This window comes from Arthrobacter sp. FW306-2-2C-D06B (assembly GCF_021789175.1).
Classification (GTDB): Bacteria; Actinomycetota; Actinomycetes; order Actinomycetales; family Micrococcaceae; genus Arthrobacter.
The window spans coordinates 4,073,588-4,097,349 of the sequence record NZ_CP084560.1 but is presented as its reverse complement, the minus strand read 5'-3'; the positions used below and the strand labels follow the sequence as shown (position 1 = coordinate 4,097,349).

Genomic DNA, 23,762 nt, shown 5'->3' with positions numbered 1-23,762 from the left:
CCATAGCCATTGTGAAGTGACTCGCCTCACAATCTTCAAAAGCCATGAAAAAATTCAGGACCATGCCAGAATTAACAGGAATCATGCATCACCTAGGAGAGGATCGCTGATGGAACTCAGCGAAGAGGATCTTCGGCTGATCAACGCCCTCCAGATCTCGCCACGGATCAGTTGGTCCGACGCCGCCCAGGTCCTGGACGTTCACGCCACCACGTTGGCCTCTCGCTGGGACCGCCTGCGCGAGTCCGGAGCCGCCTGGACCACTGCGCACCTCATGGGCGACCCCAAACATGCCTGCCTCGCCCTGTTGGACGTGGACTGCGAAATGCACCTCAGGCCCGAGGTCACGGCCGCGCTCGCAGCGATTCCGGAGATCATCACGGTTGAGGAGGCGGCCAGCAATCGTGACCTCATGCTCACCGTGATCACCCAAGACCTGAGTGAGTTCAGCAGCCGGCTATTGCCCCAGCTCAAGGAAATCCGGGGACTCACCAAGTACCGGACCTCGCTCTGCACCCGCATCCACACAAGCGGCTACGCGTGGCGGCTCAACGTCCTCAGCCGGGCGGAGCAGCAGGCGCTGCGCGCCCTCGCCGGGCCGGAAGCGCTCAATCCGTCCGCCGCTTACGCGCAGGTCACCCCATTGCCGGAGAGCCATATGGCACTCTTTCCCTTCCTGGCCCGGGACGGGCGGGCGTCCGCAGCGGAAATCGCACGCGCCCTGGGCCGGCACCCTGCTACGGTGCAGCGGCAGCTCGGACGCGTGCTCGCGAGCCGGATGCTGTCCTTCCGCTGCGAAATCGCCCAACAATTCTCCGGCTACCCCATGACGTGCCAGTGGTTCGCGAATGTCCCAGCAGGCCAGCACGAGGCCGCGGCCGCCGAACTGCGGGCCGTCAGGAACGTCAGGTTCACGGCCTCCACCACAGGGAGCACCAACTTTGTGATCATCATGTGGCTGCGCTCGCTGGCCGAGGTCATGGAGATGGAACTCGCCATCCAGCAGCGCATTCCCGGGATCGAACTCGTCGAAAGTGTCGTCATGCTCAGCACGGCGAAGCGGGTCGGCTGGATGCTGAACCCCGACTCGACGGCGACCGGCGCCGTCGTACCGACCGCCGCCGTCGTACCGACCGCCGCCGTCGTGCCGACCGCGGCAGCGGGCCCGGCCTAGAGGCCGGCGTTGTAGACGTCGAGTCCGAAGCGGTTCAGTCCCGGAGCGCCTGCGTATCCGAGGTACGGGAGGCCGAAGGTGTCTTCAATGCTGGCAAGCAGGCTGTAGTGGTTGTAGGGCGTGGTAGACCACGTGCCGCCCTTGGTGAAGGGGGAGATGACCAAAGCGCCGACCCGGCCGCCGCCCTGTCCAACGATCCCGGGAAGCGGGGAATTGGGTCCAGGACCTTCGCCGCAGCACGCCGAGGCATCCGACTGGGGGCTGTCGGATTCGTCGAAGGTGATCACCAAAACACCGTCCTGGCGGAACGCGGGCGACGAGGTGATCAGCGGAACGTACTGCTTCAGCCATGCATCCGCGCTGCTCAGACCGCCGGGCTGTCCGTCAACGCAAGGGGAATCGTGCCCGTCGTGGCAAAGGTTCGGCGTGATCATGGACAGGTTGGGCGTGGTGGAGACCGAAGCAAGATCGGTCTTCAGGGCTCCGAGGTCCACATCGTTCTTCGCACAGTCCGGTGATCCCGTGATCCCCGCGAAGTAGACAAAGGGGTTGTGGCGGGCTGCATACTGGTCCCCGACCTTTGCCTTCTGGGTGTCATCCGGTGCGCCGAGGGCCGGGTGGCGGCACGGCGTGCCCATGTCCTCCATGTAGCCCTTCCAGGTCTTCCCTGCTGCGGTCAATTGGCCGGCCACCGTGGGCACATCGGCGGGGAAGACACAGCCGTCCCCAACGGCCTGGCCCGGAGCTGCCGTTCCCGTCTTGGCGAACGGAGAGTACGTCTGGCAATCGGCCTGCATCTGAGGGTTGGGGCCTTGACCGGAGATCTGGGCGACGTAGTTCGGCTGCGAGTTGTGTGCCGTGCCGAAGTACTGGTTCAGCAGGACGCCCTGGTTGCGCAGCGTCGTGGAAAGATACGGTGCCGCCGAACCCGGTCCCCATGTGGCGTCGTAGCCCTTGTTTTCGAGATTGATCACGAACACATGCTTGGCTCCCGGAAGATATCCGGTGCTCTGGACGGTCTGGGGTTCGCTGGCTTGTGCTTCCGTCTGCTGCAATCCGAAGGCGATGCAGGAGGCGCCGAGCAGGACGACCATCAGCGCTGCTAATCCGAGCCGCATCCTGGAAATGGCGAAGGTTTTGAAGGTCATGGCAGGATCCATCCGTCCGCGAGTGCTTTCTGTTTCAAGCCGGCCCACTCTTCTTCCGCCGGCGGTCCGACCGGGGAGCATGCCGGTCCGGCGACATAGGGCGGCACGAGGTACGTCGGTGCGGCCAGATTGGGCGCTGATTGGAAATCGAGCACTTCGGCGATGTTGCGGGCGGCGTTGTCCCGCGGCGTCAGCGGTTGAAGCCCCCAGCGCCACTCGATGGCCTTCAAGATTGAGGTGTGGTCGTAGGTATTGTGTGCCACGTATTGCCTTCGGGCGCGCGGAGAAATGACCATGGACGGTACGCGGAAACCGCGCCGGGCGGTGTCTGGATTGCTGTCCGGTGCTGTTTCGGGTGGCACGTGGTCGTAGAACCCGCCCCACTCGTCGTAGTTGACCACCAGCATGGTGTTCGCCCAGTTCGGGCTCTTGGTCACGGCGTTGTAGACCTCCGCTAAGAACAGCTCGCCCGAGCGGATGTCGGCGTGCGGGTGGTCATCGCCGGAGGTTCCGCTGGACTCATCCGTGAAGCGGGGATCCACGAAGGACACCGAGGGGAGTTTGCCGGAACTGCAATCGCTGAGGAACTCAGCGTAGGGCCTGGAGATTCCGAGGTACTTGGTTCCCCATAGGGCGGTGAAGGGAATGTCGCCGTAGTAGTACTTTCCCTGCACCCCGGCCGCTGCCAAGCGGTCCCAAATCGTGGGCATGGTGCTGGTGACGGTCGAGTTATGGAGCCTGTCGGTCGCCGCCGAGTGCTGATAGAAGCGGTTCGGATACGTTTCGGCCAGGGTGGCTGCGAAATAACGGTCGCAGACAGTCCAGTCGGGACCAGCTTGGCGCCAAAAGTCGAGGTCGCTTGAATCGTAGTATCCGACGGCGAATTCATCATTCTCGCCTGCCCGCAGCCAGCCATCGTTCTTGCCGTTGTTGTACTGGATCCGGCCGCCCTCATAGGAATGATCAGGGTCGGGATGCCCGCAGCCCTGGTAGTCCGTCAGGTGGTGTGTTGTGTGGGGGATCCCGTAGCGGTCAACGAACGTCAGCCCGGCCTGCTTTCCGTCCGCGCCAGGCATCCACCCAAGGAAGTGGTCGAAGGAGCGGTTTTCCATCATCACCACAATGATGTGGTCTATGCCCGAGGTGCCGGGTTGGGGGAGGGCGGTTACGGCAGGCGCGGTCCCCGCGGAGGCGCCGCTGATAAGCGTCGCGGCCGTGGCAGATCCGGCAACTGACAGGAAGTTGCGTCTTGTGAAGTTCACGCCAAGCAGTGCATCACGGAATGATTACGGGAACAACCGATAGTTGGCTATTTAGTTCAGTGTTTGCCGAGAGTTAATTTCAGGTGAACGTTAATCACTTGAATGGATTTTACGGGTGGCCCCAAGCTCGTTTGGCCTTCTAGGCTGGGAGGATGACAAGCCACGACGCAACAGCAGGCATACTGCAACGCCCCTATCTCCTGGCGACCGCGGGTGCCTGCGCGTTGGTCTTCCTTGCAGCTTTCGAGTCCATGGCCGTCACCACCATCATGCCGTTGGTGAGCCGCGAGCTCGACGGTGCCGGACTCTATGCTTTGGCGTTCGCCGGGCCGCTCGCCACTGGCGTGATCGGGATGGTGGCCGCAGGGAACTGGGCCGACAGGCGTGGTCCATCCGCCCCCCTGTACGCCTCCGTGGCGCTGTTCGCGGCGGGGCTCCTCATCGCCGGTACTGCGGTTTCCATGCCGATTCTCGTGGCCGGCAGGCTGGTCCAAGGCCTCGGCGGCGGCGCAATGACCGTGGCGCTGTATGTGGTGATCGCCCGGGTGTACCCCGCGAGATTACATGCCCAAGTCTTTGCCGCGTTCTCGGCGGCATGGGTCGTTCCGTCGATGATCGGTCCCTTCGCCGCCGGCGTGGTTGCCCAGTTGAGCAGCTGGCACTGGGTTTTCCTCGGCGTCGTGGGCCTCGTGATTCCGGCCTTGGCAATGATCCTCCCCGCGATGCGGGGCATGCGTTCCTCACCGGACGCGCGGGACACAGGCTCCCCGAAGGCGGGCGCCGGCGAGGCAAAGCCCCAAGGCGCCGGCGTTCCCTGGGCCTTCGGCCGCATGGGGTGGGCCGCGCTCGCAGCCCTTGCGGTTCTCGGCCTGAACCTCTCCGGCCAGGTGCCTGGCGTCGGTTGGGTGATTGCCGGCGTCGCGCTGGTCGTCGCAATGCTGGCAGTACGGCCGCTGGTTCCGCGCGGCACGCTCGGCGCGCACCGCGGACTGCCGAGCGTCATCCTCATGCGCGGAGTCGCTTCTGCCGCGTTCTTCGGTACCGAGGTTTACGTGCCCTACCTCCTCACGGAGCGGTACTCGTTCACCCCGGCATTCGCCGGACTTGCGTTGACGGGATCGGCGATTGCCTGGGCGGCGGCGTCCGCCGTACAGGGGCGGATGGGTTCCCGGCTTGGCAATGCCCCAGCGGTCAGGATTGGGTCGGCGCTAGTGCTCGGTTCGGTGGTCATTGTCCTCGTGACCACGGTGTTTTCGTGGCCCGCCGCGGTGGCGATTGCGGGCTGGCTGTTCGCGGGCGCCGGGATGGGCCTGATGTACCCGCGGCTGAGCGTCATGACCCTGGCCCTTTCCAAACCGGAGGACCAAGGCTTCAACAGTTCGGCAATGTCCATCTCCGATTCCCTTGGCGGAGCTCTCTCGCTCGCCGTGACGGGTCTCGTCTTCAGTGCGCTGACGACGACGGCGGCCTCCTTCGCGGGGGTGTTCGCGCTGACGTCGGTGATCGCCGTCGTCGGACTCATCATTGCGCCGCGGGTTGCGGCCCGGCGGCCTTCTGGTGCGGGACGTGCGGGCGACGCCGAGCCGCACCGCGCCGCCGAGGCGGACGACGTGCGGGCCCAGGACGTGCGGGCCTAGGACGTGCCGGCCTAGGAGGTCCGGGTGGCCCGGAGCACGCTGTCGATCGTGGTGGCGTGTTGGCCCTCGGGACTCGTCACGGCGCGTTCCCGGGAATCGGCAACATTGATCCGCCACGATCCGGGGCCGCTCGTGAGTGCCTCGACCAAGTCCTCGGGAGTGAAGAACTTGTCCTTCATATCCTTGTGTCCGCTCCAAGGAGTCAAGCCATCCGGGTGATGCCCGACCACGAGCAAAGCGCCGCCGGGAGCCACGGCGGCCGCGGCCGAGGCGAGCGAATCGCGCCACGGAACAAGCGGAGAATGAAGGAATTGGGAGGAGACGAGGTCGAAGCCTTCGTCGGGGTGCCACGGGCCGAACTCCCTTTGCAGCCACGCGATCCGGTCCTGTAGCCCGACGTCGGTGGCATGGGCTTCTGCCCGTTCAAGCGCGACGGCGGAAACGTCCACCGCGGTCACCCTCCAGCCGTGCTGGGCGAGCCAGATGGCGTCCGCGCCTTCCCCGCAGCCAAGATCCAGGGCGGTGCCGGGAACCAGTTCCTTGGCTTCGGCGATCAGCTGCGGATTGGGATTCCCGCTCCACCTCTTTGGCTTTTCCCGATACACCTCGTCCCAGAACTGCGCCGGGTCGGCGTCGTGGTCAGGTTCGTCGTGAAGGTGGGCTCCGGCGTCGTGGTCAGGTTCGTCGTGAAGGTGGGCTCCGCCGTCGTGGTCAGGTTCGTCGTGAAGGTGGGCTCCGCCGTCGTGCTGGTGCGTCATGGCTCAAGCCTGCCCCGAGGTGCCCCCGCGAGGCAACGCCTGTCCAGCGCCCAACTAGCTCGCAGTTGTTGTCGTTATGAACCGTCAAAACGACAACAACTGCGAGTCAGTTGGGGGAAAGCGCCCGCGTGAACCCGCCCTGTGGAAAGGCCAGCGGCCCGCGGATGCTAGAATGGGTTTACTTGATGTGCAGTGATGCCCGCTTAGTCCCCGAATTTGGCTTGGTTCCAAACTTGGGAAGTGGGCTTTTTTCATGTGAGAGGCACATCCTGCGTCGATGAACGCGTTTTCTCTGGTCCCGGCCACGGCTTATTGCCTACCGGTCGATCACTGACTTTTTCCTCGGCGAACCCTTGGCCCAACCGGCGTCGGGGGACGATGTCCGTTGGACACCGCCAGAAAGACCCTTGAAACACATGACTACTTTTGCTGCCCTTGGCACGCCCAAGGCCATCGCCGAGTCCCTCGCTGCGGATGGCATCGAAGAAGCTTTCCCCATCCAGGTCAAGACCCTCCCGGATACGCTCGCAGGCCGCGACGTCCTGGGCCGCGGCCGCACCGGCTCCGGTAAGACCATCGCTTTCGCTATCCCGCTTGTGGCACGTCTCGCCGAGCGCGAAGCCAAGCACTTCCGCAAGCCCGGCCGCCCGATGGGTCTGGTCCTCGCACCGACCCGCGAACTGGCCACCCAGATCAACGCCACCATCGAGCCGCTGGCCAAGGCCATGGGCCTGAACACCACGGTCATCTATGGCGGCATCTCCCAGGCCCGCCAGGAAAAGGCGCTGCGCGCCGGCGTCGACATTGTCATCGCCTGCCCGGGCCGCCTCGAGGACCTCATCCGCCAGCGCATCCTGACTCTCGAAGCTGTCGAGATCACCGTCCTGGACGAAGCCGACCACATGGCCGACCTCGGCTTCCTCCCCGTGGTCAAGAAGCTCATGGACATGACTCCTACCCAGGGTCAGCGACTGCTCTTCTCCGCGACGTTGGATAACGGTGTTGACAAACTGGTCAACCGTTACCTGTCCAACCCGCTGACCCACTCGGTGGACGACCCCCAGGCCGCCGTCACCACCATGGAGCACCACGTCCTGGTGGTCAACGACCAGACCGTCAAGAAGCAGCTGATCGTGGAGTTGGCCTCCGGTGCCGGACGCCGCCTCCTCTTCATGCGGACCAAGCACCACGCACGCAAGCTGGCCAAGACCCTGACCGATTGCGGCATCCCCGCCGTCGATCTCCACGGCAACCTGTCGCAGAATGCCCGTGACCGCAACCTCGCCGAGTTTGCCAGCGGCGAGGTCCGGGTCCTGGTGGCAACCGACGTCGCTGCCCGCGGCGTGCACGTCGACGACGTCGAACTCGTCATCCACGTCGACCCGCCCACAGAGCACAAGGCTTACTTGCACCGCTCAGGCCGTACGGCCCGCGCAGGTTCCGACGGCACCGTGGTCACGCTGACGCTTCCCGAGCAGCAGTCCGACGTCAAGAAGCTCATGAAGGCTGCCGGCGTCGACGTCTCGTTCGAGCGTGTGACGGCCAACTCCCCGTTGATTGCCGAGCTGGTGGGCCAGGTTGCCGACAAGGTTGACCCGCGCACCCGTGCGGCATTGCTTGCGGCGAAGACCCAGCAGTCGGGCGGCGGTACCTCCACCGGTGCCAACGCCCAGCGCAAGCGCAACCGCCGCACCACCCAGGCTGCACCCACTGCGGGTGGCCGTGGTGGTCGCGGTGGCCGTGGCAAGGTTGCGGCCGAGCCCGTGCGCACCGACATCAACCGCGCCGATCGCCGCGCGGCAGCGAACGACGACGTCGCCCGCAGCTCGCGTGGACGCGGCAACGCTGCTTCCACTCACCGCAATGACGTTCCAGGCGCACAGGGCCAGGGTGGTCGCAGCGGACGTCCGGCAACCGGTCAGCGTGCAGCTGGCGGCAACCGCTCGGCGTCGGCTCCGCGCACGGAATCCGCTACTTCCACGCGTACCAGCGGCAACAAGTCCGTATGGTCCTCGAACACGGGCGGCAACTCCGGTGGCTCCTACGGCTCGGGCTCAGGCAACTCGGGTTCGGGCCGTCCGGCCCGCAGCGGCCCGCGCCGTGCCTCGGCTCCGGCGTCGAACGAGCGCCGCGGCCGCTAAGCCACTTGTGGCCTAGTTACTCCACCGGACATGCTCAACCTTGGCAGCAAGGAGTGGACATATTCCTGATATGTCCACTCCTAGGCTCGAAGAATGAGCATGTCCCTAGGGATTACCAGCCGCGCTCACGCCATTCCGCAAGGTGTGGCCGCTCCGCGCCGAGCGTGGTCGGATCTCCATGGCCCGGATGCACCACGGTGTCGTCCGGGTAGGCCTCGAACAGCCGTTCCGTCACGTCGTTTAACAGCGACGTGAAGCGGGCGGCGTCGTTCTGGGTGTTGCCGACGCCTCCGGGGAACAACGAGTCGCCGCTGAAAATGTGCGCGGGCCCTTCCGGGTCCAGGTATACGTAGGCGATCGAACCGGGAGTGTGGCCGCGCAAGTGCACCGCGGTGATGTCGAAACCGTCGAAGTTTCCCACATCGCCATGGTGCAACGGCACGTCAACGGGCACGGGCAGCGCGTCGGCGTCGTCCACTCCGGCCGAGGTCTTCGCGCCCGTAGCTTCCACCAACCCGGGAAGCGCGCGGACGTGGTCCCAATGCTGGTGCGTCGTGGCGATCAGGGCCAGTTTCGGCGTGGCGGTGGTGTCCCCGGCGGACTCGGCCAGCATTGCCTGGATGGCCGGAAGGTCGTCCGCGGCGTCGATCAGGAGTTGTGCTCCGCTTGCCTTGGCGGTGAGCAGGTACACGTTGTTGTTCATCTCGCTGACCGAGATTCGCCGGATGGTGATGTCACGCAGTGAATGAATGAGTGAGTCCATTCGTCCACTCTACGGAAGCCGCCTGCGGCTCACCGCTTATTCGCGGCCCTGCGAAACCCAGGTGGGATCCGCGGACCGTGAGCCGACGACGGCGTCCGCGGCGCCGTCGAGCACGTCGAGTTGGGCGGCGCTCAACTCGAGCGACAGGGCGCCCAGGTTCTCATCGATCCGGTGCGCTTTGCGCGTTCCGGGGATGGGGACCACACTGAGCTGGAGGCGGCGGCCCTGGGCGAAAAGCCAGGCCAAGGCCACCTGGGCGGGGGTTGCATCCCGGCCGGTGGTTTCGGACAGCTCGGCGGCCACGGCACGCACGGCGGCAACAACCTCTTGGTTGGCGTCGAGTGCGCCGTCGGCAAATCGGGGGATGCGGTGCCGGAAATCGCTCTCGCCGAGTTGATCGGCGCTGACGGTTCCCGTGAGGAAGCCCCGGCCAAGCGGCGAATAGGGCACGAAGCCCACACCCAGCTCTGCCGCAGTCGGGACGACGTTGCGTTCAACGTCCCGGCTCCAGATGGACCACTCGCTCTGCACGGCGGCTATCGGGTGCACGGCGTTGGCTTCCCTCAGCTCCTCGGCTGTCACTTCAGACAGCCCAAGGTGCCGGACTTTGCCTGCCCGGACAAGCTCTGCCATGGCCTCCACGGTTTCCACAATCGGAACGCGGAGGTCGCGGCGGTGCATGTAGTAGAGGTCGATGACGTCGGTGCCCAGGCGGCGGAGGCTAGCTTCCGCCGCCTGGGCCACGTACGCGGTATCTCCCCGGACATCGGTGTAACCATCGCGCGGGTTGCCGACGATTCCGAACTTGGTGGCCAACCGGACCTCGTCGCGGCGATCCTTCAGGAGCTTCGCGATCAGTTCCTCGTTGTCGCCCGCGCCGTAAATATCCGCGGTGTCAATGAAGCTGATGCCGGCATCCACGGCGTGATGCAGCGTCCGGAGGGATTCGGCGGGATCCACCTCGCCATACACGGGGGTCAGCGCCATCCCGCCGAAGCCGAGGGGGCTCACGGTCAAGCCATCGCCGAGCTGTACGTTCGTGGTTTCCGGGCTCATGGTAGTTCTCCTTCGCCGAGGGTTTGTCTCATTGCTGGCAACTCCGTGGAGTTGGGGAGTATTCCGCGCTTACGATTGGGCCGGCTCCGTCACTTCTTCACGCCTCTCCGGGGGAAGGGCCTTCAACCCGGCCGCGCAACCGACGATTCCCGCGATGAACAGCAGCTTGAGCGGGCTGGCCGGTTCGACGCCGGTTGCCATCGCCCAGCCGACCGTCAGCGCAGCGCCGATCCCGACCCAGACGGCGTAGGCCGTGCCCAAGGGAATCCGTTTCACAGCGACGCCGAGCCCGATCATGCTGAGGCTTGCAGTGACGGCGAAGACCACGGTGGGGAGGGCTTGGCTGAAGCCGTCGGACAGTCCAAGGGCCGTCGCCCACACAGCTTCGAGCACGGCGGAGGCCAGCAGAACGGCCCATGCCAACTTGGCGTTCATGGCTACGCCACCACCTTCAAGCCGACCACGCACGCACCGATGCCGGCGAGCAGCAGCAGCCGGGCCGCCGTCGGGCGCTCGACTTTGGTGATCATCGCGTAAGCGGCCGTGAGGACGACGCCGACTCCGACCCACACCGCATACGCGGTCCCGGTGGGAATGGATTGCATCGCGAAGGCCAGCCCTGCGGTGCTCGCGATGACGGTCACCAGGAAGATGGCGGAGGGGGCCGGTTTGCGGAAGCCTTGGGAACGATAGAGGGCTGCGGCCCAGACGGCCTCGAGCGCGCCGGACAGAATGAGGATTAACCACGACATGACAGATCCTTTGGCCAGTCTTGTCGCGTGCCGGGTACTGAACCGTCGTCCGGAGGTCCTCTGCGGGCCTTCCTTCGAGGCTAGCAAATCCCGACGGCGGGTGGCCAGCTTTGGTGGCGGACCTCACCAGGGACATGCGCTGCCGCGGGCTTAACCAAGGGACATGTCCAGTGCTGGGGTCAGCGGGTGGGCAGAGTGCGGACACCACGAGGGACATGTCCAACGTGTGGCTCAGCGAATGCGCATGTTGGCATTATGTTCAGTGCTGGGACCTAGGAGTGCGCATGCTCCACGCGGTCGATGGAGATGACGGCGATGAAGCCACGGCCCAGGATTTCCGGGCTGCGGGTGTCGGAACCCACTACCGCGTCGTAGCGGGCGAGTTCGACGGGTTCGGCGGTTGGCGCGGCAGCCTCCCCAGCCTCCCCATCCGAGCTGTTCGAGCTGTCCGGGCCGTCCGCGGGTACCGTTTCCGCCAGCTCCGCCGCTCCCGCCGTTTCCGCGCCGGGACTGACCGAAGCCTTGCCCTCCAAAAGGACTGCCAACTGGCCTTCGAACACGGGGTGTGCGCGCTTCTTGGAGAGCTCGATGATGGACGTGTAGCCTTTGAACTCGCCGGCCCGGGCGATCACGTTGAGGTCACGGATGTCGCCGGTGGGGAGTGCGCTGGCCGAAGCCGCCTCGCCGGAAAACCGGAACGGCCGGTACTTTTCCAGCGGGTGTTCTTCGCCATCCACGGTGAGCAGCAGCAGTTCGCCGTCGATCACGGTGATCACTCGCTCCATGCCCGGAAACGTCGAGAAATCGCCGGCCGATCCGACGTCGGCGATGCTGACCCGCCAGTCCCACGCTCCGTCTTGCGCCGACGCCGCCTTCGGATGGCTGGCGAGTTCGCGGGTCACCCCGCCTCCGTTGCGCCATGGTTCGGGTTTGAGCTCGGCAAAGCGGATGATCTCCATGCGCTCCAGCCTAGCCCGAGCCGGCCTTTGGCCAATTGAACGCCCGCGTAACATCGGTGCAATCTTGGCACGGTTCAACAATCCGGGAGGCCCTTGCTAACGTCGTAGAGAGGGAAACGGTTGGAGGCGCGGAATGTTCGTCAAAGTGTGCGGTTTGAGCACGCCCGAATCCGTGCAGGCCGCCGTCGAGTCCGGCGCAGACGCCGTCGGTTTCGTGCTGACGAAGAGTCCGCGCGAGGTATCGCCCGACCGTGCCAAAGACTTGCTGGCCCATGTCCCGGAAGGTATTGCCGCCGTCGGCGTCTTCCGTCACGAGGCAGCCGCCGACGCCGTCGCAATCGCCCGTGAAGCCGGTCTCGAATGGGTCCAGCTACACGGAAACCGCTCCCTGGAAGACGTCAAGACCGTGCACGACGCCGGCATGCGGCTTATCCGGGCCGTCACCATGGGTGCCGCTCCGGACGAGTTCGAGGAGTGGGGCGAAGAACTTCTCCTGATCGACGCTGCCGTGCCGGGTTCGGGTGAGGCATGGGACTATTCATCGGTCCGGAAACTGGGCCTAGGTGGGCGCCACTGGTTGTTGGCCGGCGGATTGACCCCGTCCAATGTTGGAGCCGCTGCGCTCGAAGCCGAGGCCTGGGGTGTCGACGTGTCCAGCGGCGTGGAGTCCTCGCGTGGGGTGAAGGACCTCGACCTCGTGCGCGCCTTCGTCCAAGCCGCAAAAGCCTGACGTCCCGACTCAGACGCTCGCTCACCTATAACGCCCTTTCCCCGAACGCTCGCTCAGATGATGTGAGCGAGCGCCCGCGGTTTTGCCCTCAAAAGTGAGCGAGCGTCGCAGGAGAAACCCCTTGACAGGCGCCGTCTGGCATCGCATATTTAACGTATCGGTTAATTAGCCGAGCAGTAAAATACGGAGGCGCCAGCGATGTCAGCAGACCGGCTCAGTCTCATCTTCTCGGCTCTTGCCGACCCCACCCGTAGGGCCATTCTGGCCCGGCTTTCGGAGGGTGAGGCCACCGTGAACGAGCTTGCCGAACCGTTCGACATCAGCCTTCCCGCCGTCTCGCGGCATCTCAAGGTCCTGGAAAACGCAGGGCTGATCAGCCGGAGCCGGAATGCGCAATGGAGGTCTTCCAAGCTGGAAGCGGAACCACTGCGCGAAGCCACCGAATGGATGGACAAATACAGGCGTTTCTGGGATGCCAGCTTTATCCGCCTCGACGCCCACCTACGCAAGATTCAGCACGATTCAAAGGATCCAGGAGCTAAGCAATGAACACGGAACAGCACATCCTCACCATGACCCGCGAATTCGATGCTCCACGCGAGCTCGTCTTCCAGGCCTTCGTGGACCCCGAGCAGCTCGCCGCCTGGTTCGGGCCGGTGGGCGTGGACTCGCCGCGTGACCGGATTGTCGTCGACCCCCGGGTGGGCGGAGTCTGGCAGCTCGTCATGACATGGGAGGAGGACGGCGTCGCCAAGGAATCACCCATCGACGCCGTCATCACCGCCTACGATCCGCCCGCCCTGCTGGTCGCCACCCAGAAAGCAGAGCCCGACGCCGGGATCCCACTTTTGCTGGAAATGCGCCTTGAGTTCGAGGTACTGGACGGCGGCCGCACGCGGCTCCATCTCACACAGGGTCCCTTCGACTCGGACGAATGGGTGGACATGACCCGCGAAGGATGGGGCACCTCGTTCACCAAACTGGACACCTTGCTGGTGCGCGAAGAGGGAGTGGTCTAAAAGGGGCCCGAAGTCAACTTGGAAGGTCCGGGCCCGTTCGGGCTACACTCCACGGCGGGGACAGAATGCCATTGCTCTGGAGACCGAACGGTTCCGGACACAGACGATCAAGCAGAATGCGACCTTTGAAAATCCTTCCGAAACGTCTCAACAGCCCTTACCGATACCTGACAGTCGCCCTCTTCGCCGCATTGGCGCTGACCGGCTGCGCCACGCAGGGAGGGGGCTCCGCGGCGGGCACGCCGTCGCCCTCTTCTGCTGGCGACTCCGCTTCCGCAAGCGCAAGCCCAACTCCTTCATCGGGGCCATTCGGGGGCTTCGCCTCGGCAGCCGAAATGTGCTCCACCATCTCTAAAGAAGCGACGGGAGCTTCGTTGCTGCCAATGTCTGCGGCGCAGGGAAAGACCGCCGAGCTGGAGCAATACAAGGCAGAGCTCGCCGCCACGGCGGATCGCGTCCCGGACGCGCTCAAGGCTGATTTCACCAATCTGAAGGACACTGCGATTGCAGGCTTGAAAGACCAGACCGTCTACTCGAGCGGCAAGTTCGAAAAGGCGATGGCTCCCGTAACCACTTGGCTGAGCGCCAACTGCAAGTAGTCCTTTATCCACTTAAGCGAATGAACAGGTAGCGCGGTTCCGGTACCGCGGCAAGAATGGCTTCATGCAGCTGCCAGTCATGCCCCCTGTCGCACCCATGCTTGCCAAGGCGGTTGGCACCATCCCGGACGGCGCCATGAGCTACGAGCCTAAATGGGATGGTTTCCGCTCCGTCGTGTTTCGTGACGGCGACGACGTCGAAATCGGTAGTCGCAACGAGAAGCCCATGAACCGGTACTTCCCGGAGCTCATCGAGGCGTTTAAGGCAAACCTGCCGGAACGCTGCGTCCTCGACGGCGAAATCATCCTGGTCGGCAGCTCCGGTGACCGCTTGGACTTTGAAGCCCTCCAGCAACGCATCCATCCGGCGGCCAGCAGGGTCAAGCTGTTGTCCGAGCAGACGCCGGCGAAATTCGTGGCTTTCGACCTGCTCGCCCTTGGCGATGAGGACTTCACGGGACGGCCCTTCGTCGAACGGCGGGCAGCGCTTGAACAAGCACTTGCAGGCGCCGCCGCTCCCATCCATCTCACCGCGGCAACCCGGGACAAGGGAACGGCAGAGCAGTGGTTCAACCAGTTCGAGGGCGCAGGCCTGGACGGCCTGCTCGCCAAGCCGCTGGATGGTACCTACCAACCGGACAAGCGCGTGATGTTCAAGGTCAAACACCAGCGGACCGCCGACTGCGTTGTGGCCGGCTACCGGGTTCATAAGACCGGTGACGGCCTTATTGGTTCGCTATTGTTGGGGCTCTATGACGACGGCGGCCGGCTTTCCAACGTGGGCGTTGTGGGATCCTTCTCGATGAACAGACGCAAGGAACTGTTCGACGAACTCCAGCCCCTCGTGACTGGGTTCGATGGGCATCCCTGGGCGCGGGCCGAGCAGGAGGAAGGCAGCCGGACACCCCGGAACGCCGAAGGCAGCCGCTGGAGCGCGGGGAAGGATCTGTCGTTCACGCCCCTGCGGCCCGAACTCGTTGTTGAAGTGGCTTACGACCATATGGAAGGGGAGCGGTTCAGGCATACCACGCAGTTCGTGCGGTGGCGGCCGGACAGGGATCCGGAGTCGTGCACCTATGAGCAGCTTGAGGAACCCGTGAAGTTCGATTTGTCAGCGGTCCTGGATACAGGAAAACCGTAAATCAGGGAGATTTCAGGGCGAACCCCTAGGCCCAGGCCGCGTTCCGCAGGGGACAATGGGAGATATGAAAACGCTGCTCAACATCATCTGGCTCGTCTTCGGCGGCTTCGTCCTGGCCTTGGGTTATTTCATGGCCGGAATTGTCTGCTGCTTGTTGATCGTCACCATCCCGTGGGGCATCGCGTCGTTCCGGATTGCCTCGTACACCCTGTGGCCGTTTGGTCGCATGGTGGTGGACAAGCCCGGAGGCGGGGGAGTCTTCCCGCTCATCGGCAACGTCATTTGGTTGCTGGTTGCGGGCATTTGGATCGCGATCGGCCACGTGGTCACGGCCTTCGCCATGGCCATCACCATCGTCGGGATCCCGCTGGCCATCGCCAACCTGAAGCTCATACCGGTATCGCTCATGCCGCTGGGCAAGCAGATCGTGCCTAGCAACCGCCCGTTCGTCAGCACCTACCACTAGCCCTCCCGACGCCGGCATCAGGCGCCATGGACTGTTCCGGAGTAGCGTAGGCCGTGTCTGCACTGCCTCCCCTCGAAAGGAACAGTCCATGTCCGCCGCCAGGAACACCGTCGCCAAGAACATCGTCGCCACCCTCAAAGCCAACAACGTCCAGCGCGTCTACGGGATTCCGGGAGATTCGCTGAACGGATTCACGGACGCCCTGAGGGAGGAAGAAAGCATCCGCTGGGTCCATGTCCGGCACGAGGAAGCCGCGGCGTTGGCGGCCGCAGCCGAGGCCGCTCTCACTGATGAACTCGCGGTGTGCGCCGGATCCTGTGGCCCTGGCAACCTGCACCTGATCAACGGTCTCTACGACGCCAACAAGTCCAGGGTTCCCGTGTTGGCCATCGCCGCCCACATTCCCAGCGAAGAGATCGGCAGCCAGTACTTCCAGGAGACTCATCCGCAGGAGTTGTTCCGGGAGTGCAGCGTTTACGTCGAGCACGTCGCCCATCCTTCCCAGATGCCCAGGGTCCTGGAGATCGCCATGCGGACGGCGGTCGAGAAGCGAGGCGTCGCCGTCGTCGTGATTCCCGGCGACGTCGCCCTCGCGGAGTCGCAAAGCGACCGCACAGCGGTGATTCGCGCCGCCCGGCCGGAAATCCGGCCCAACCCGCGGGAACTCGCCGAGGCAGCGGACATTCTCAACGCTGCCGGCAAAGTCACCATCCTGGCCGGCGCTGGCACTGCGGGTGCGCACCCCGAGGTCATGGCCTTGGCGGACGCGCTGGGCGCGCCGATCGTCCACGCAATGCGCGGCAAGGAGCACATCGAATACGACAACCCGTTCGACGTCGGCATGACGGGCCTTTTGGGGTTCAGTTCCGGCTATCGCGCGATGGAGAGCTGCGAGGCCTTGCTCATGCTGGGCACCGATTTCCCGTACCAGCAGTTCTACCCGGAGAACGCCAAGATCGTCCAGGTGGATATCCGGGGTGAACAGCTTGGCAGGCGGGCCAAGATCGATCTTGGCCTTGTGGGCACGGTCAAGGACACCGCGGCTTCGCTGCTGCCGTTGATCGAGCGCAAGGGGAAACGAACACACTTGAGTACTTCGCTCAAGCACTACGCCAAGTCCCGCGCCAAACTCGACGACCTCGCCTCTCCTGCAAAGGACGGCCAGCCCATCCATCCGCAGTTCGTGGGAAGGCTAGTGGACGAGTTGGCGGCACCGGATGCGGTTTTCACGTGCGACGTCGGGTCTCCCACCGTGTGGGCGGCCCGGTACCTGGGCATGAACGGCCGACGGCGGCTGCTCGGCTCGTTCAACCACGGAACCATGGCCAATGCGCTGTCGCACGGGATCGGCGCGGCCGCCGCGTACCCCGGTCGCCAAGTGGTGGCACTGGCCGGCGACGGTGGCCTGACCATGCTGCTCGGCGAGCTGATCACCTTGGTGCAGAACAAACTCCCGGTCAAAGTGGTGGTCTTCAACAACTCCTCGCTGAACTTCGTGGAGCTTGAAATGAAGGCCGCGGGATTCGTCAATTTCGGCACGGAGCTCGAGAATCCGGACTTCGCCAAACTGGCAGAATCGCTGGGCATCCGCGGTGTCCGGGTGGACAACTCCTCCGGGTTGAAGGCGGGACTGGCTGAAGCCTTCGCCCACGACGGCCCGGCCCTCATCGACGTCCGCACGGCCCGGCAGGAACTGTCCATTCCGCCGGCAATCAGCGCCGAACAGGTCAAGGGCTTCACGCTTTACGCAATCCGGACGGTTCTCTCGGGCCGCGGCGACCAGCTCATCGACCTCGCGAAGACCAACATCCGCCAAATCTTCTAGCCGGAACGGTTACCGGACGGGGCCAGCCGTCACGGCTCCCGTGCGCAGATCGAAACTGAAGCTGCGCTCCACGGCCCGTGCGCCGCCGTCGTACGCCACCGCGAAAGCCAGCTCAAGCGAGTCCCGCGCCAGGTCCTCCTGGGTGACGGTATACACCGGCGTGAAGTACAGCGCTTCCGCGCCCGGTGCGAGATCCACGGGCGGGAAGTCCTCCGGATTGGCGTGCGGTCCCAGGAGTACGACGCCGGTCGCAAGCCGGGTGCCCTGGTTGCGCGCGCGTCCGGTGAAGGCGAGGATGTCCCCGGCTTTGTAGCCAGGAATGACGGGCCCGTAGTTGAGGTCCTGGGCCTCGCGGGTGCCGAGGATCTGTGCCTGCTCCGCGGAGTAGCCTTGGCCCACTTCCTTCCAGGTCTGCACGTCCCACTCGCCGTCGTGGTCCGGGGAGATGACATGGAATTCGCCGGCGTTCTGCCACACAGCGGGCCGGCCGGGCGTGATGGAGCGCAGTTCCATCTGAAACTCGACGTGGTCGGGCCGGGTTTCAGGCTTACCCGATCCGGCCGAGGCCAAAAGCTGGTTCGTCAGTTGCTCCACCGGCACGGAAACGAAGACGATTTCGCGGTATCCCTGCCGCTCGTAGAGGACGCCGATGTTGCCATCCGGAAGTCGCGCCGCCGTCGAGTATCCCGAGCTGCCCGCGCATAAGACCAGCTTGGCGGGCCAGCTGGCCCCGTTGTCCGTGGACAGGCTGAGAACCGTGTTGCGCCGCAGGGACGTGTCCTGGTTATTGCTCGCGATCAGCCAGCTGTTCGTGGCCGGGGTGGCCAAGGAAATCACGCTTGGCAGGCCGTCGAAGCGGACCAGGGAGCCGTTGTCGCTTGGGTCGGGGAGGTCTTCCACGGGTTCCAGTTGGCTCCACGTCTCTCCGCCGTCATTGGAGACTGCTGCCACCCGCCGGGGAGTGGCGCGCGAGTGCAGGAGGAGGCGGCCGTCGTCGAGGCACGCCACCTTGTTCTCGTTGGGGCCAACCCCGTCAGGGCCCTTTCCGATCAGCGAACCGAGCGTCCACTTCTCGCCGTGGTCATCGCTGTACGCGGAAGCCGCCTTGATTTCACCGTCCACGAGCACGACGAATTGCTGTACCAGGCGTCCTGCGAACGGACCGGTGTGCATCTGGATTCCCTGCCCGGCAGCGGCGAAGATGCCGGTGATGCCGCGGTCGCGAGCGCCCGCAACGCTGCCCAGTTTGAGCTGATCGGTGAGCCGCCGATGCCGCCAGGTGACACCGTCGTCGTCGGAAAAGCTGACGTCGCAGTGCTGCACGTCGTCATCCGGTTCCAGGCCGCCTACCGCCTCGAAGAAACCGGCATGCGTCCCCGCAGCGTGGAACATGAAAATCCGCCCGGTCACGGCGTCCACCAGGAGGCTCGGATCGCCGTAGCCATTGAGCCCCGGGCCGGTGCGGACCACCCGCTGTTCCTCCCAGCTGCGGCCATTGTCCGCGCTACGCCGGAGCAGGAGATCGATCGGATTGGGCAGGTCGTCGAGGTTCGGCCGGCCGTCATAGGCGGCGAGCACTGTTCCCGCCGTGGAGACAGCCAGCGCGGGGATGCGGTACTGCCGGTAGCCTCCCGCGCCACGCACCGCCAGGACGTGCTCGACGTCGGGACGGGCTTGGGGGAGTGCGGCACCATTGCTCTGGAGGTAGGAGGTCACACCTCCATGATACGAGATGGCGCCTTGGGTGCTTAGCTGGTCCTGCGCCGGTAGGCCGCCGCGGCGTAGAAGTAGGCGAGAACGAGGATCCCGAGGCACCATGCGAGAGCGACCCATATGTCGCTGCCGATCGGCCGTTGTTCAAACAGGTCCTGGATCGTGTTGACGATCGAAGTGACCGGCTGGTTCTCTGCGAAGGCGCGCACGGGACCCGGCATGGTGGCCGTGGGGACGAAAGCCGAGCTGATGAACGGCAGGAAGATCAGCGGGTAGGAGAACCCGCCGGCACCGTCCACCGACTTCGCCGTCAGGCCCGCGATGATTGCGAGCCAGGTGAGTGCCAGGGTGAACAGCCCCAGGATCCCGATGATGGCGAGCCATGCCAGCAGGCTTGCCGATGTGCGGAATCCCATGAGGAGGGCCACCACCACGATGATCACGAGCGAGAGCCCGTTGGCGACGAGGGAAGTCAGCACATGCGCCCACAGCACGGACGATCGTGCGATCGGCATGGAGTGGAACCGCTCGAAAATCCCGCTCTGCATGTCGTAGAACAAGCGAACGGCGGTGTATGCGATTCCCGACCCTATCGCGATCAGCATGATTCCCGGCAGCAGGTAGTTGACGTAATTCTCCGTGCCTGTGTTGATGGCGCCGCCGAACACGTAGACGAACAGCAGCATGAGGGCGATCGGGGTGATCGCGGTGGTGATGATGGTGTCCGCGCTGCGGAAGATGTGACGCATGGACCGGCCCAGCAAGACGGCCGTGTCTCCGAAGAAGTGTGTGGTCATGACTGGTCCTTACTTGACGCGACCTTGCCCTCGTTGCCCACAAGTGCGAGGAAGATATCCTCCAGGGTGGGCTGCTTTTCGACGTATTCGACCTTCGCCGGCGGGAGGAGTTGCTTGAGTTCGGCGAGAGTGCCGTTCGCGATGATGCGCCCCTGATGAAGGATGGCGATCCGGTCCGCGAGTTGTTCGGCCTCGTCGAGGTACTGCGTTGTGAGCAGAACGGTAGTGCCCTGATTGGCGAGCTCCTGGACTACCTGCCACACCTCGATGCGTGCTTCGGGGTCGAGGCCGGCGGTGGGCTCATCGAGGAAGATCACCTCGGGCTGCCCGATGAGGCTCATGGCGATGTCAAGGCGACGGCGCATGCCTCCTGAATACGCGGACACCTTCCGGGATGCCGCATCGGACAGGTTGAAGCGCGCGAGGAGATCATCCGCCGCCTGGCCGGGGTCCTTGAGGTGGCGCAACTTGGCAACCAGCACCAGGTTCTCCCGGCCGGAGAGTATTTCATCGACTGCCGCGAATTGTCCGGTGAGGCTGATGGATTCCCGAACCCGCAGTGCTTGGGTCGCGACGTCGAAACCATTCACGGTGGCCGTGCCGGCGTCCGGACGCAGCAGCGTGGACATGATTTTCACCATCGTGGTCTTTCCTGCTCCGTTGGAGCCGAGAAGGGCGAAGATGGTGCCCGGTGCCACGTCGAAGTCCACACCGCGCAGCACGTGCAACTCCTTGTAGGACTTTTCCATGCCCTGCACGCGGATCGCGGGTTCACGGATAGCGGATGCACCGGTCATGGTTGCCTCTCCTTCCCATCGTCTCCGGCAGCGGCGTCGATTGCCCTGACCAGGCGTTCGCGCTCCTTGTTGATCCACTGACCTACCGTGTAGTTGCGCATGAACGTTTCGGCGAATTCCACTGGGTCGTCACCGACGATCGAGCGGATCGGCGTTCCGTCCGCGGCGCTCTGCTCGAACAGCTCGGTGAGATCGCCGAGCATCCGCAGCAGGATCTCGCCCTTGGTGATGGCCCCGAAGTACATCAGGTACCGTTCCAGCGCGGTCGCCGCCGTGCGATAGTCCGCGGGAAGCTGCTCCACGCGTGCCTTGTTTTGCCGGTATTGCTTCTTCTGTTCGAGCGATCCCGTGAGCTGCTCGATCCACCCTGTGGCCATGTTCACTTTCCTCCCTTTCGGAGCTGTTCCAGTCGCTCGGACAGGAAACTCCACGTATTCCAGAATTCGTCCAGTTCCTTCTCGCCCTGCTCGTTGAGCGAATAGACCTTGCGCGGCGGCCCCTTCTCGGACGGCCGCTTCTCGACATCGACAAGGCCCTTTTGCTCGATCCTGACGAGCAGTGCATACACGGTGCCCTCGGCGATCTCGGTGAAGCCCAGCCCCCGGAGCAGCGTCGTGATTTCGTACCCGTACGCGGGATTCCCGGTCAGGAGGGCGAGAACGATGCCTTCCAGGGTCCCTTTGAGCATCTCCGTCATCTGCTTGCCCACTGGACACCTCCCTTCACTACTCAGTGTTACTAGCTACCAGTACATAGTAGCGCTAAGTAGTGGAAGTGCAAGCCCTCAAAGGAAACCGAACCGAAGCGCACTCAGGGACGCTGGAACGCGCCGTCCGTCAAGAGGGCCACGGTGGTCCCCGCGTCAAGTTCGGCGGCGATCTCGACGTCGTCTGCGTACCCTGCACCGATCAACTCACGGCCGCTGGAGCAGTCTCGCAGAACGTCATGGAGCCGGGGTTCGGCAGCGTTGAACACGGCCATCGCGGCATCAGCCTCCGGCGCGAAACCTTCCTTGCCGTCTTCCGGGGTGAAGCCGCCCCACCCTGCGGCAGCGAGCCCGGCAATGAAGGCGCCGGCCCCGATCTGATCCTCCACTGCGGGCCTGAGTGAACCGCCGGGCCATAGCTCGCCGGCTGCGATCACCGCCACCACTGCATCCGCGGGGAGTTCGGCCGCCACCCAATCCGCGGTGGCGGCTGCATTACGCAATGACACGGCCGCGATAAGCGGGACTTCCCGGGCGAGCTCGTGCGCGATGGAGGAGCCGTTGGGCGAAGGCAGTACCACGCGGTTTAGCGTCCGTGCGTCCCGCAAGCTCGACGGCGAGAGGCTCAGTCCGCCTCCACCCCGCGGACCAGCCAGTTGGGCCTCGTGATGGGCTGCGAAATCCTCGGCCCCGATGTCCTTCCACGGGTAGGGGAACACGATGGCACCCCGGTCGACGGCGACGCTGACGCAGGTGGTGAAGGAGAGGACGTCAACCACGACGGCAAGGTCCGCTCCGGACGCTACCGCACGGGCGCCGTCGAGCCCCCATTCAAACCTCACCGTGAACGGAAGCTGCCGGGGCACCGTCCCCGCCATGGTCATGACAGTTCGGCCTCCAGGTTGCGGCGTGCGGCATCAAGCCACAGGGTCTTCGCGCGTTCGCTGTGGAAGAGCGGATCCAAAGCGAGTAATTGGCGGACGACGGCGGTGCGGCCCGCCGCGAAGTCTGCATCGCCGACGTGGGCGTAGTCCTCGCGGACAGCAGCCAGGTAGCGGGCGTAAGCCGTGGGTTCCGCGCCGAGGATGGACAGATCGGCGTCGCACAAGAGGGCGCCGAAATGGTCTCCCGGTCCGGGGCTGTGGGTGGAGGTCAGCCTGACCAGCCGGGCAACGTCGTCGATCACGGGCGCGGGAAGTCCGGCAAGGGCCAGTCGATCCTCCGCAAGCCGGGCCGATTGCTCTTCATCCTGCCCGGCGATTCCTTCGTAAACGGCATCGTGGAACCAAGCGGCCAACGATACTGATTGTGCCGGCTGCGCGGGTTCGCTGAGGAGATCCAAGGCTTCCAGGACCGCCAGCAAATGCGTACGGCTGTGGTACTTCCGATGGTCCTCGCCCCAGCGTTCGAGCAGCTCGAAACCCAGCTCCTCATGTCCCGGAAGCGTCGAATTCCAGCGCTCCAGCAAGGGCACGGTGAGGGCTTTGCTGCGTTGGCGGGCGGGGATGCGCAAGCCGCTCGCGATGAGTTTGCGCACCAAAATACGGGCCTCCACGGGGATGGCACCTGCGGACAGGAGATCCTGGTAGCGGCGTTCCGGGACGTCGTAGTGGTCGCCGTCGAAGGCGCGATCGGGAATCCCCGCGGCCTCGGCGAAGGCGTGCAGTTCGTCGAGCGACGTGTCCGAGACGAGGTGGGAAAACACAGTCCCGTGCGCGGGCCACAGCGGCGGATCGACGTAGACGGCCATGGCCCGAGCCAGGAAACTACGGGTTTTTCCGGGTGGCTACCGCTGAAAGTGCGGTCAGGCCCTTTTCGAAGTCGCCGCCCACCATCTTGTCCATGTTCATGAACAAAGCGAAGATTTTGCCGAGGCCCTTGTTCTCACCGGACATTGTCCAGGTGACGCGGGTGCCGTCCCCTTCGGGCACGAACGTGAATTCCGTGGGGTTGACTGCCTTCATGGGCTTGGTGAATTCGAGGCGGATGTCGATCTTGCCGGGCTCGTCCGAGCCCACGATTTCCATGGTGCCGCTGCCGGCCTTGTTGTTGCCGCTCCAGGCATACTTGGCTCCGACGCCGGATTCGTTGCCCGAGTAGCTGCGGCTCAGCTTGGGGTCAACGGCTTCCCACGGAGACCATTTGGTCCACTCGTGGAAGTTGTTGACGAAGGGGAAGATGTCGGCGGGCGCGGCGGGGATCAGCGCATTGCGAGTGACTGTGAAGGGTGCCATGTGCATATCGTACGGCGCTTTGCCGGGAGTGGGTGCCGAAAGGCTATGGACAGCAGTTTCGCCGTCGGCAAACATGGAGCGCAGG

At 64.5% G+C, this 23,762-nt stretch carries 26 protein-coding genes and 1 riboswitch; of the genes, 10 read left to right on the top strand and 16 right to left on the bottom strand.

What is annotated here, in order from left to right; all coding sequences use genetic code 11:
* The first annotated feature begins 109 nt into the window (after positions 1-109).
* A complete protein-coding gene (locus LFT47_RS19085; protein WP_236813164.1) occupies positions 110-1,174 on the top strand; it encodes an Lrp/AsnC family transcriptional regulator in 1,065 nt (354 codons plus the stop codon).
* Here the strand turns inward: LFT47_RS19085 and LFT47_RS19080 are convergent.
* Positions 1,171-2,322 (bottom strand): alkaline phosphatase family protein, encoded by a 1,152-nt coding sequence (locus tag LFT47_RS19080; RefSeq protein WP_236813162.1) that lies wholly within the window; start codon positions 2,320-2,322, stop codon positions 1,171-1,173. The two genes, LFT47_RS19085 and LFT47_RS19080, sit on opposite strands and share 4 nt — an antisense overlap.
* On the bottom strand, positions 2,319-3,584 hold the full coding sequence (locus LFT47_RS19075; protein ID WP_236813160.1) for an alkaline phosphatase family protein: 1,266 nt from the start codon (positions 3,582-3,584) through the stop codon (positions 2,319-2,321). The genes LFT47_RS19080 and LFT47_RS19075 overlap by 4 nt, the downstream gene beginning before the upstream one ends.
* Before the next feature lie 152 nt (positions 3,585-3,736).
* Here LFT47_RS19075 and LFT47_RS19070 point away from each other — a divergent pair, with 152 nt between their 5' ends.
* Positions 3,737-5,221, top strand: coding sequence for an MFS transporter (locus LFT47_RS19070; protein WP_236813159.1), 1,485 nt, complete (start codon positions 3,737-3,739; stop codon positions 5,219-5,221).
* Positions 5,222-5,232: 11 nt separating this feature from the next.
* Here the strand turns inward: LFT47_RS19070 and LFT47_RS19065 are convergent, their stop codons facing one another.
* Positions 5,233-5,979, bottom strand: a complete 747-nt coding sequence (locus LFT47_RS19065; protein WP_236813157.1) for an SAM-dependent methyltransferase — start codon at positions 5,977-5,979, stop codon at positions 5,233-5,235.
* 416 nt (positions 5,980-6,395) lie between these two features.
* On the opposite strand from LFT47_RS19065, the gene LFT47_RS19060 reads away from it, so the two are divergent.
* Positions 6,396-8,120, top strand: coding sequence for a DEAD/DEAH box helicase (locus tag LFT47_RS19060; RefSeq protein ID WP_236813155.1), 1,725 nt, complete (start codon positions 6,396-6,398; stop codon positions 8,118-8,120).
* Positions 8,121-8,232: 112 nt separating this feature from the next.
* Here LFT47_RS19060 and LFT47_RS19055 read toward each other — a convergent pair whose 3' ends face one another.
* The 5 genes from LFT47_RS19055 to LFT47_RS19035 form a co-directional block, all read right to left on the bottom strand.
* Entirely contained in the window at positions 8,233-8,883 is a 651-nt protein-coding gene (locus tag LFT47_RS19055; RefSeq protein ID WP_236813153.1) for an MBL fold metallo-hydrolase, read from the bottom strand.
* 36 nt (positions 8,884-8,919) lie between these two features.
* Positions 8,920-9,939 carry an aldo/keto reductase gene (locus LFT47_RS19050; RefSeq protein WP_236813151.1) on the bottom strand — a complete coding sequence of 340 codons (1,020 nt, stop codon included), beginning with the start codon at positions 9,937-9,939 and terminating at the stop codon, positions 8,920-8,922.
* A 69-nt stretch (positions 9,940-10,008) separates the two neighbouring features.
* Positions 10,009-10,374, bottom strand: coding sequence for a DMT family transporter (locus LFT47_RS19045; protein ID WP_236813149.1), 366 nt, complete (start codon positions 10,372-10,374; stop codon positions 10,009-10,011).
* 2 nt (positions 10,375-10,376) lie between these two features.
* A complete protein-coding gene (locus tag LFT47_RS19040; RefSeq protein WP_236813147.1) occupies positions 10,377-10,691 on the bottom strand; it encodes a DMT family transporter in 315 nt (104 codons plus the stop codon).
* A gap of 9 nt (positions 10,692-10,700) precedes the next feature.
* Positions 10,701-10,764, bottom strand: a riboswitch (guanidine-III (ykkC-III) riboswitch).
* 199 nt (positions 10,765-10,963) lie between these two features.
* Positions 10,964-11,650 carry a HutD/Ves family protein gene (locus LFT47_RS19035; protein ID WP_236813145.1) on the bottom strand — a complete coding sequence of 229 codons (687 nt, stop codon included), beginning with the start codon at positions 11,648-11,650 and terminating at the stop codon, positions 10,964-10,966.
* A gap of 133 nt (positions 11,651-11,783) precedes the next feature.
* Here LFT47_RS19035 and LFT47_RS19030 point away from each other — a divergent pair, with 133 nt between their 5' ends.
* The 7 genes from LFT47_RS19030 (at position 11,784) to poxB (ending at position 17,430) form a co-directional block, all read left to right on the top strand.
* Complete coding sequence (locus tag LFT47_RS19030; protein ID WP_236813143.1) at positions 11,784-12,380, top strand: phosphoribosylanthranilate isomerase; 597 nt, start codon at positions 11,784-11,786, stop codon at positions 12,378-12,380.
* Between the two features lie 198 nt (positions 12,381-12,578).
* Positions 12,579-12,929: an ArsR/SmtB family transcription factor gene (locus LFT47_RS19025; protein WP_236813141.1), complete on the top strand. Its 351-nt coding sequence runs from the start codon at positions 12,579-12,581 to the stop codon at positions 12,927-12,929.
* Positions 12,926-13,399, top strand: a complete 474-nt coding sequence (locus LFT47_RS19020; RefSeq protein WP_236813139.1) for an SRPBCC family protein — start codon at positions 12,926-12,928, stop codon at positions 13,397-13,399. Before LFT47_RS19025 ends, LFT47_RS19020 begins: the two co-directional genes overlap by 4 nt.
* A gap of 125 nt (positions 13,400-13,524) precedes the next feature.
* The gene (locus LFT47_RS19015; protein WP_236813137.1) at positions 13,525-13,998 is read left to right on the top strand and encodes a hypothetical protein; all 474 of its coding nucleotides are present in this window, start codon (positions 13,525-13,527) and stop codon (positions 13,996-13,998) included.
* Positions 13,999-14,062: 64 nt separating this feature from the next.
* Entirely contained in the window at positions 14,063-15,139 is a 1,077-nt protein-coding gene (locus LFT47_RS19010) for an ATP-dependent DNA ligase (RefSeq protein WP_236813135.1), read from the top strand.
* A gap of 64 nt (positions 15,140-15,203) precedes the next feature.
* Positions 15,204-15,605, top strand: a complete 402-nt coding sequence (locus LFT47_RS19005) for a YccF domain-containing protein (RefSeq protein WP_236813133.1) — start codon at positions 15,204-15,206, stop codon at positions 15,603-15,605.
* Positions 15,606-15,693: 88 nt separating this feature from the next.
* The gene (poxB, locus tag LFT47_RS19000) at positions 15,694-17,430 is read left to right on the top strand and encodes a ubiquinone-dependent pyruvate dehydrogenase (RefSeq protein ID WP_236813130.1); all 1,737 of its coding nucleotides are present in this window, start codon (positions 15,694-15,696) and stop codon (positions 17,428-17,430) included.
* A 9-nt stretch (positions 17,431-17,439) separates the two neighbouring features.
* Here poxB and LFT47_RS18995 read toward each other — a convergent pair whose 3' ends face one another.
* From LFT47_RS18995 to LFT47_RS18960, 8 genes are all read right to left on the bottom strand, one after another.
* The gene (locus LFT47_RS18995) at positions 17,440-19,146 is read right to left on the bottom strand and encodes a sialidase family protein (protein WP_236813128.1); all 1,707 of its coding nucleotides are present in this window, start codon (positions 19,144-19,146) and stop codon (positions 17,440-17,442) included.
* A gap of 32 nt (positions 19,147-19,178) precedes the next feature.
* A complete protein-coding gene (locus tag LFT47_RS18990; RefSeq protein WP_236813127.1) occupies positions 19,179-19,940 on the bottom strand; it encodes an ABC transporter permease in 762 nt (253 codons plus the stop codon).
* Positions 19,937-20,737, bottom strand: coding sequence for an ABC transporter ATP-binding protein (locus LFT47_RS18985; protein WP_272909598.1), 801 nt, complete (start codon positions 20,735-20,737; stop codon positions 19,937-19,939). Before LFT47_RS18985 ends, LFT47_RS18990 begins: the two co-directional genes overlap by 4 nt.
* Positions 20,734-21,114 (bottom strand): DUF1048 domain-containing protein, encoded by a 381-nt coding sequence (locus LFT47_RS18980; protein WP_236813125.1) that lies wholly within the window; start codon positions 21,112-21,114, stop codon positions 20,734-20,736. The genes LFT47_RS18985 and LFT47_RS18980 overlap by 4 nt, the downstream gene beginning before the upstream one ends.
* A 2-nt stretch (positions 21,115-21,116) precedes the next feature.
* Entirely contained in the window at positions 21,117-21,446 is a 330-nt protein-coding gene (locus tag LFT47_RS18975; RefSeq protein WP_272909597.1) for a PadR family transcriptional regulator, read from the bottom strand.
* Between the two features lie 101 nt (positions 21,447-21,547).
* Positions 21,548-22,327, bottom strand: a complete 780-nt coding sequence (locus tag LFT47_RS18970) for a 2-phosphosulfolactate phosphatase (protein WP_236813123.1) — start codon at positions 22,325-22,327, stop codon at positions 21,548-21,550.
* Entirely contained in the window at positions 22,324-23,193 is an 870-nt protein-coding gene (locus LFT47_RS18965) for a DUF4031 domain-containing protein (RefSeq protein ID WP_236813121.1), read from the bottom strand. The genes LFT47_RS18970 and LFT47_RS18965 overlap by 4 nt, the downstream gene beginning before the upstream one ends.
* A 16-nt stretch (positions 23,194-23,209) precedes the next feature.
* Positions 23,210-23,677: an SRPBCC family protein gene (locus LFT47_RS18960; protein WP_236813119.1), complete on the bottom strand. Its 468-nt coding sequence runs from the start codon at positions 23,675-23,677 to the stop codon at positions 23,210-23,212.
* Between the last annotated feature and the right edge of the window lie 85 nt (positions 23,678-23,762).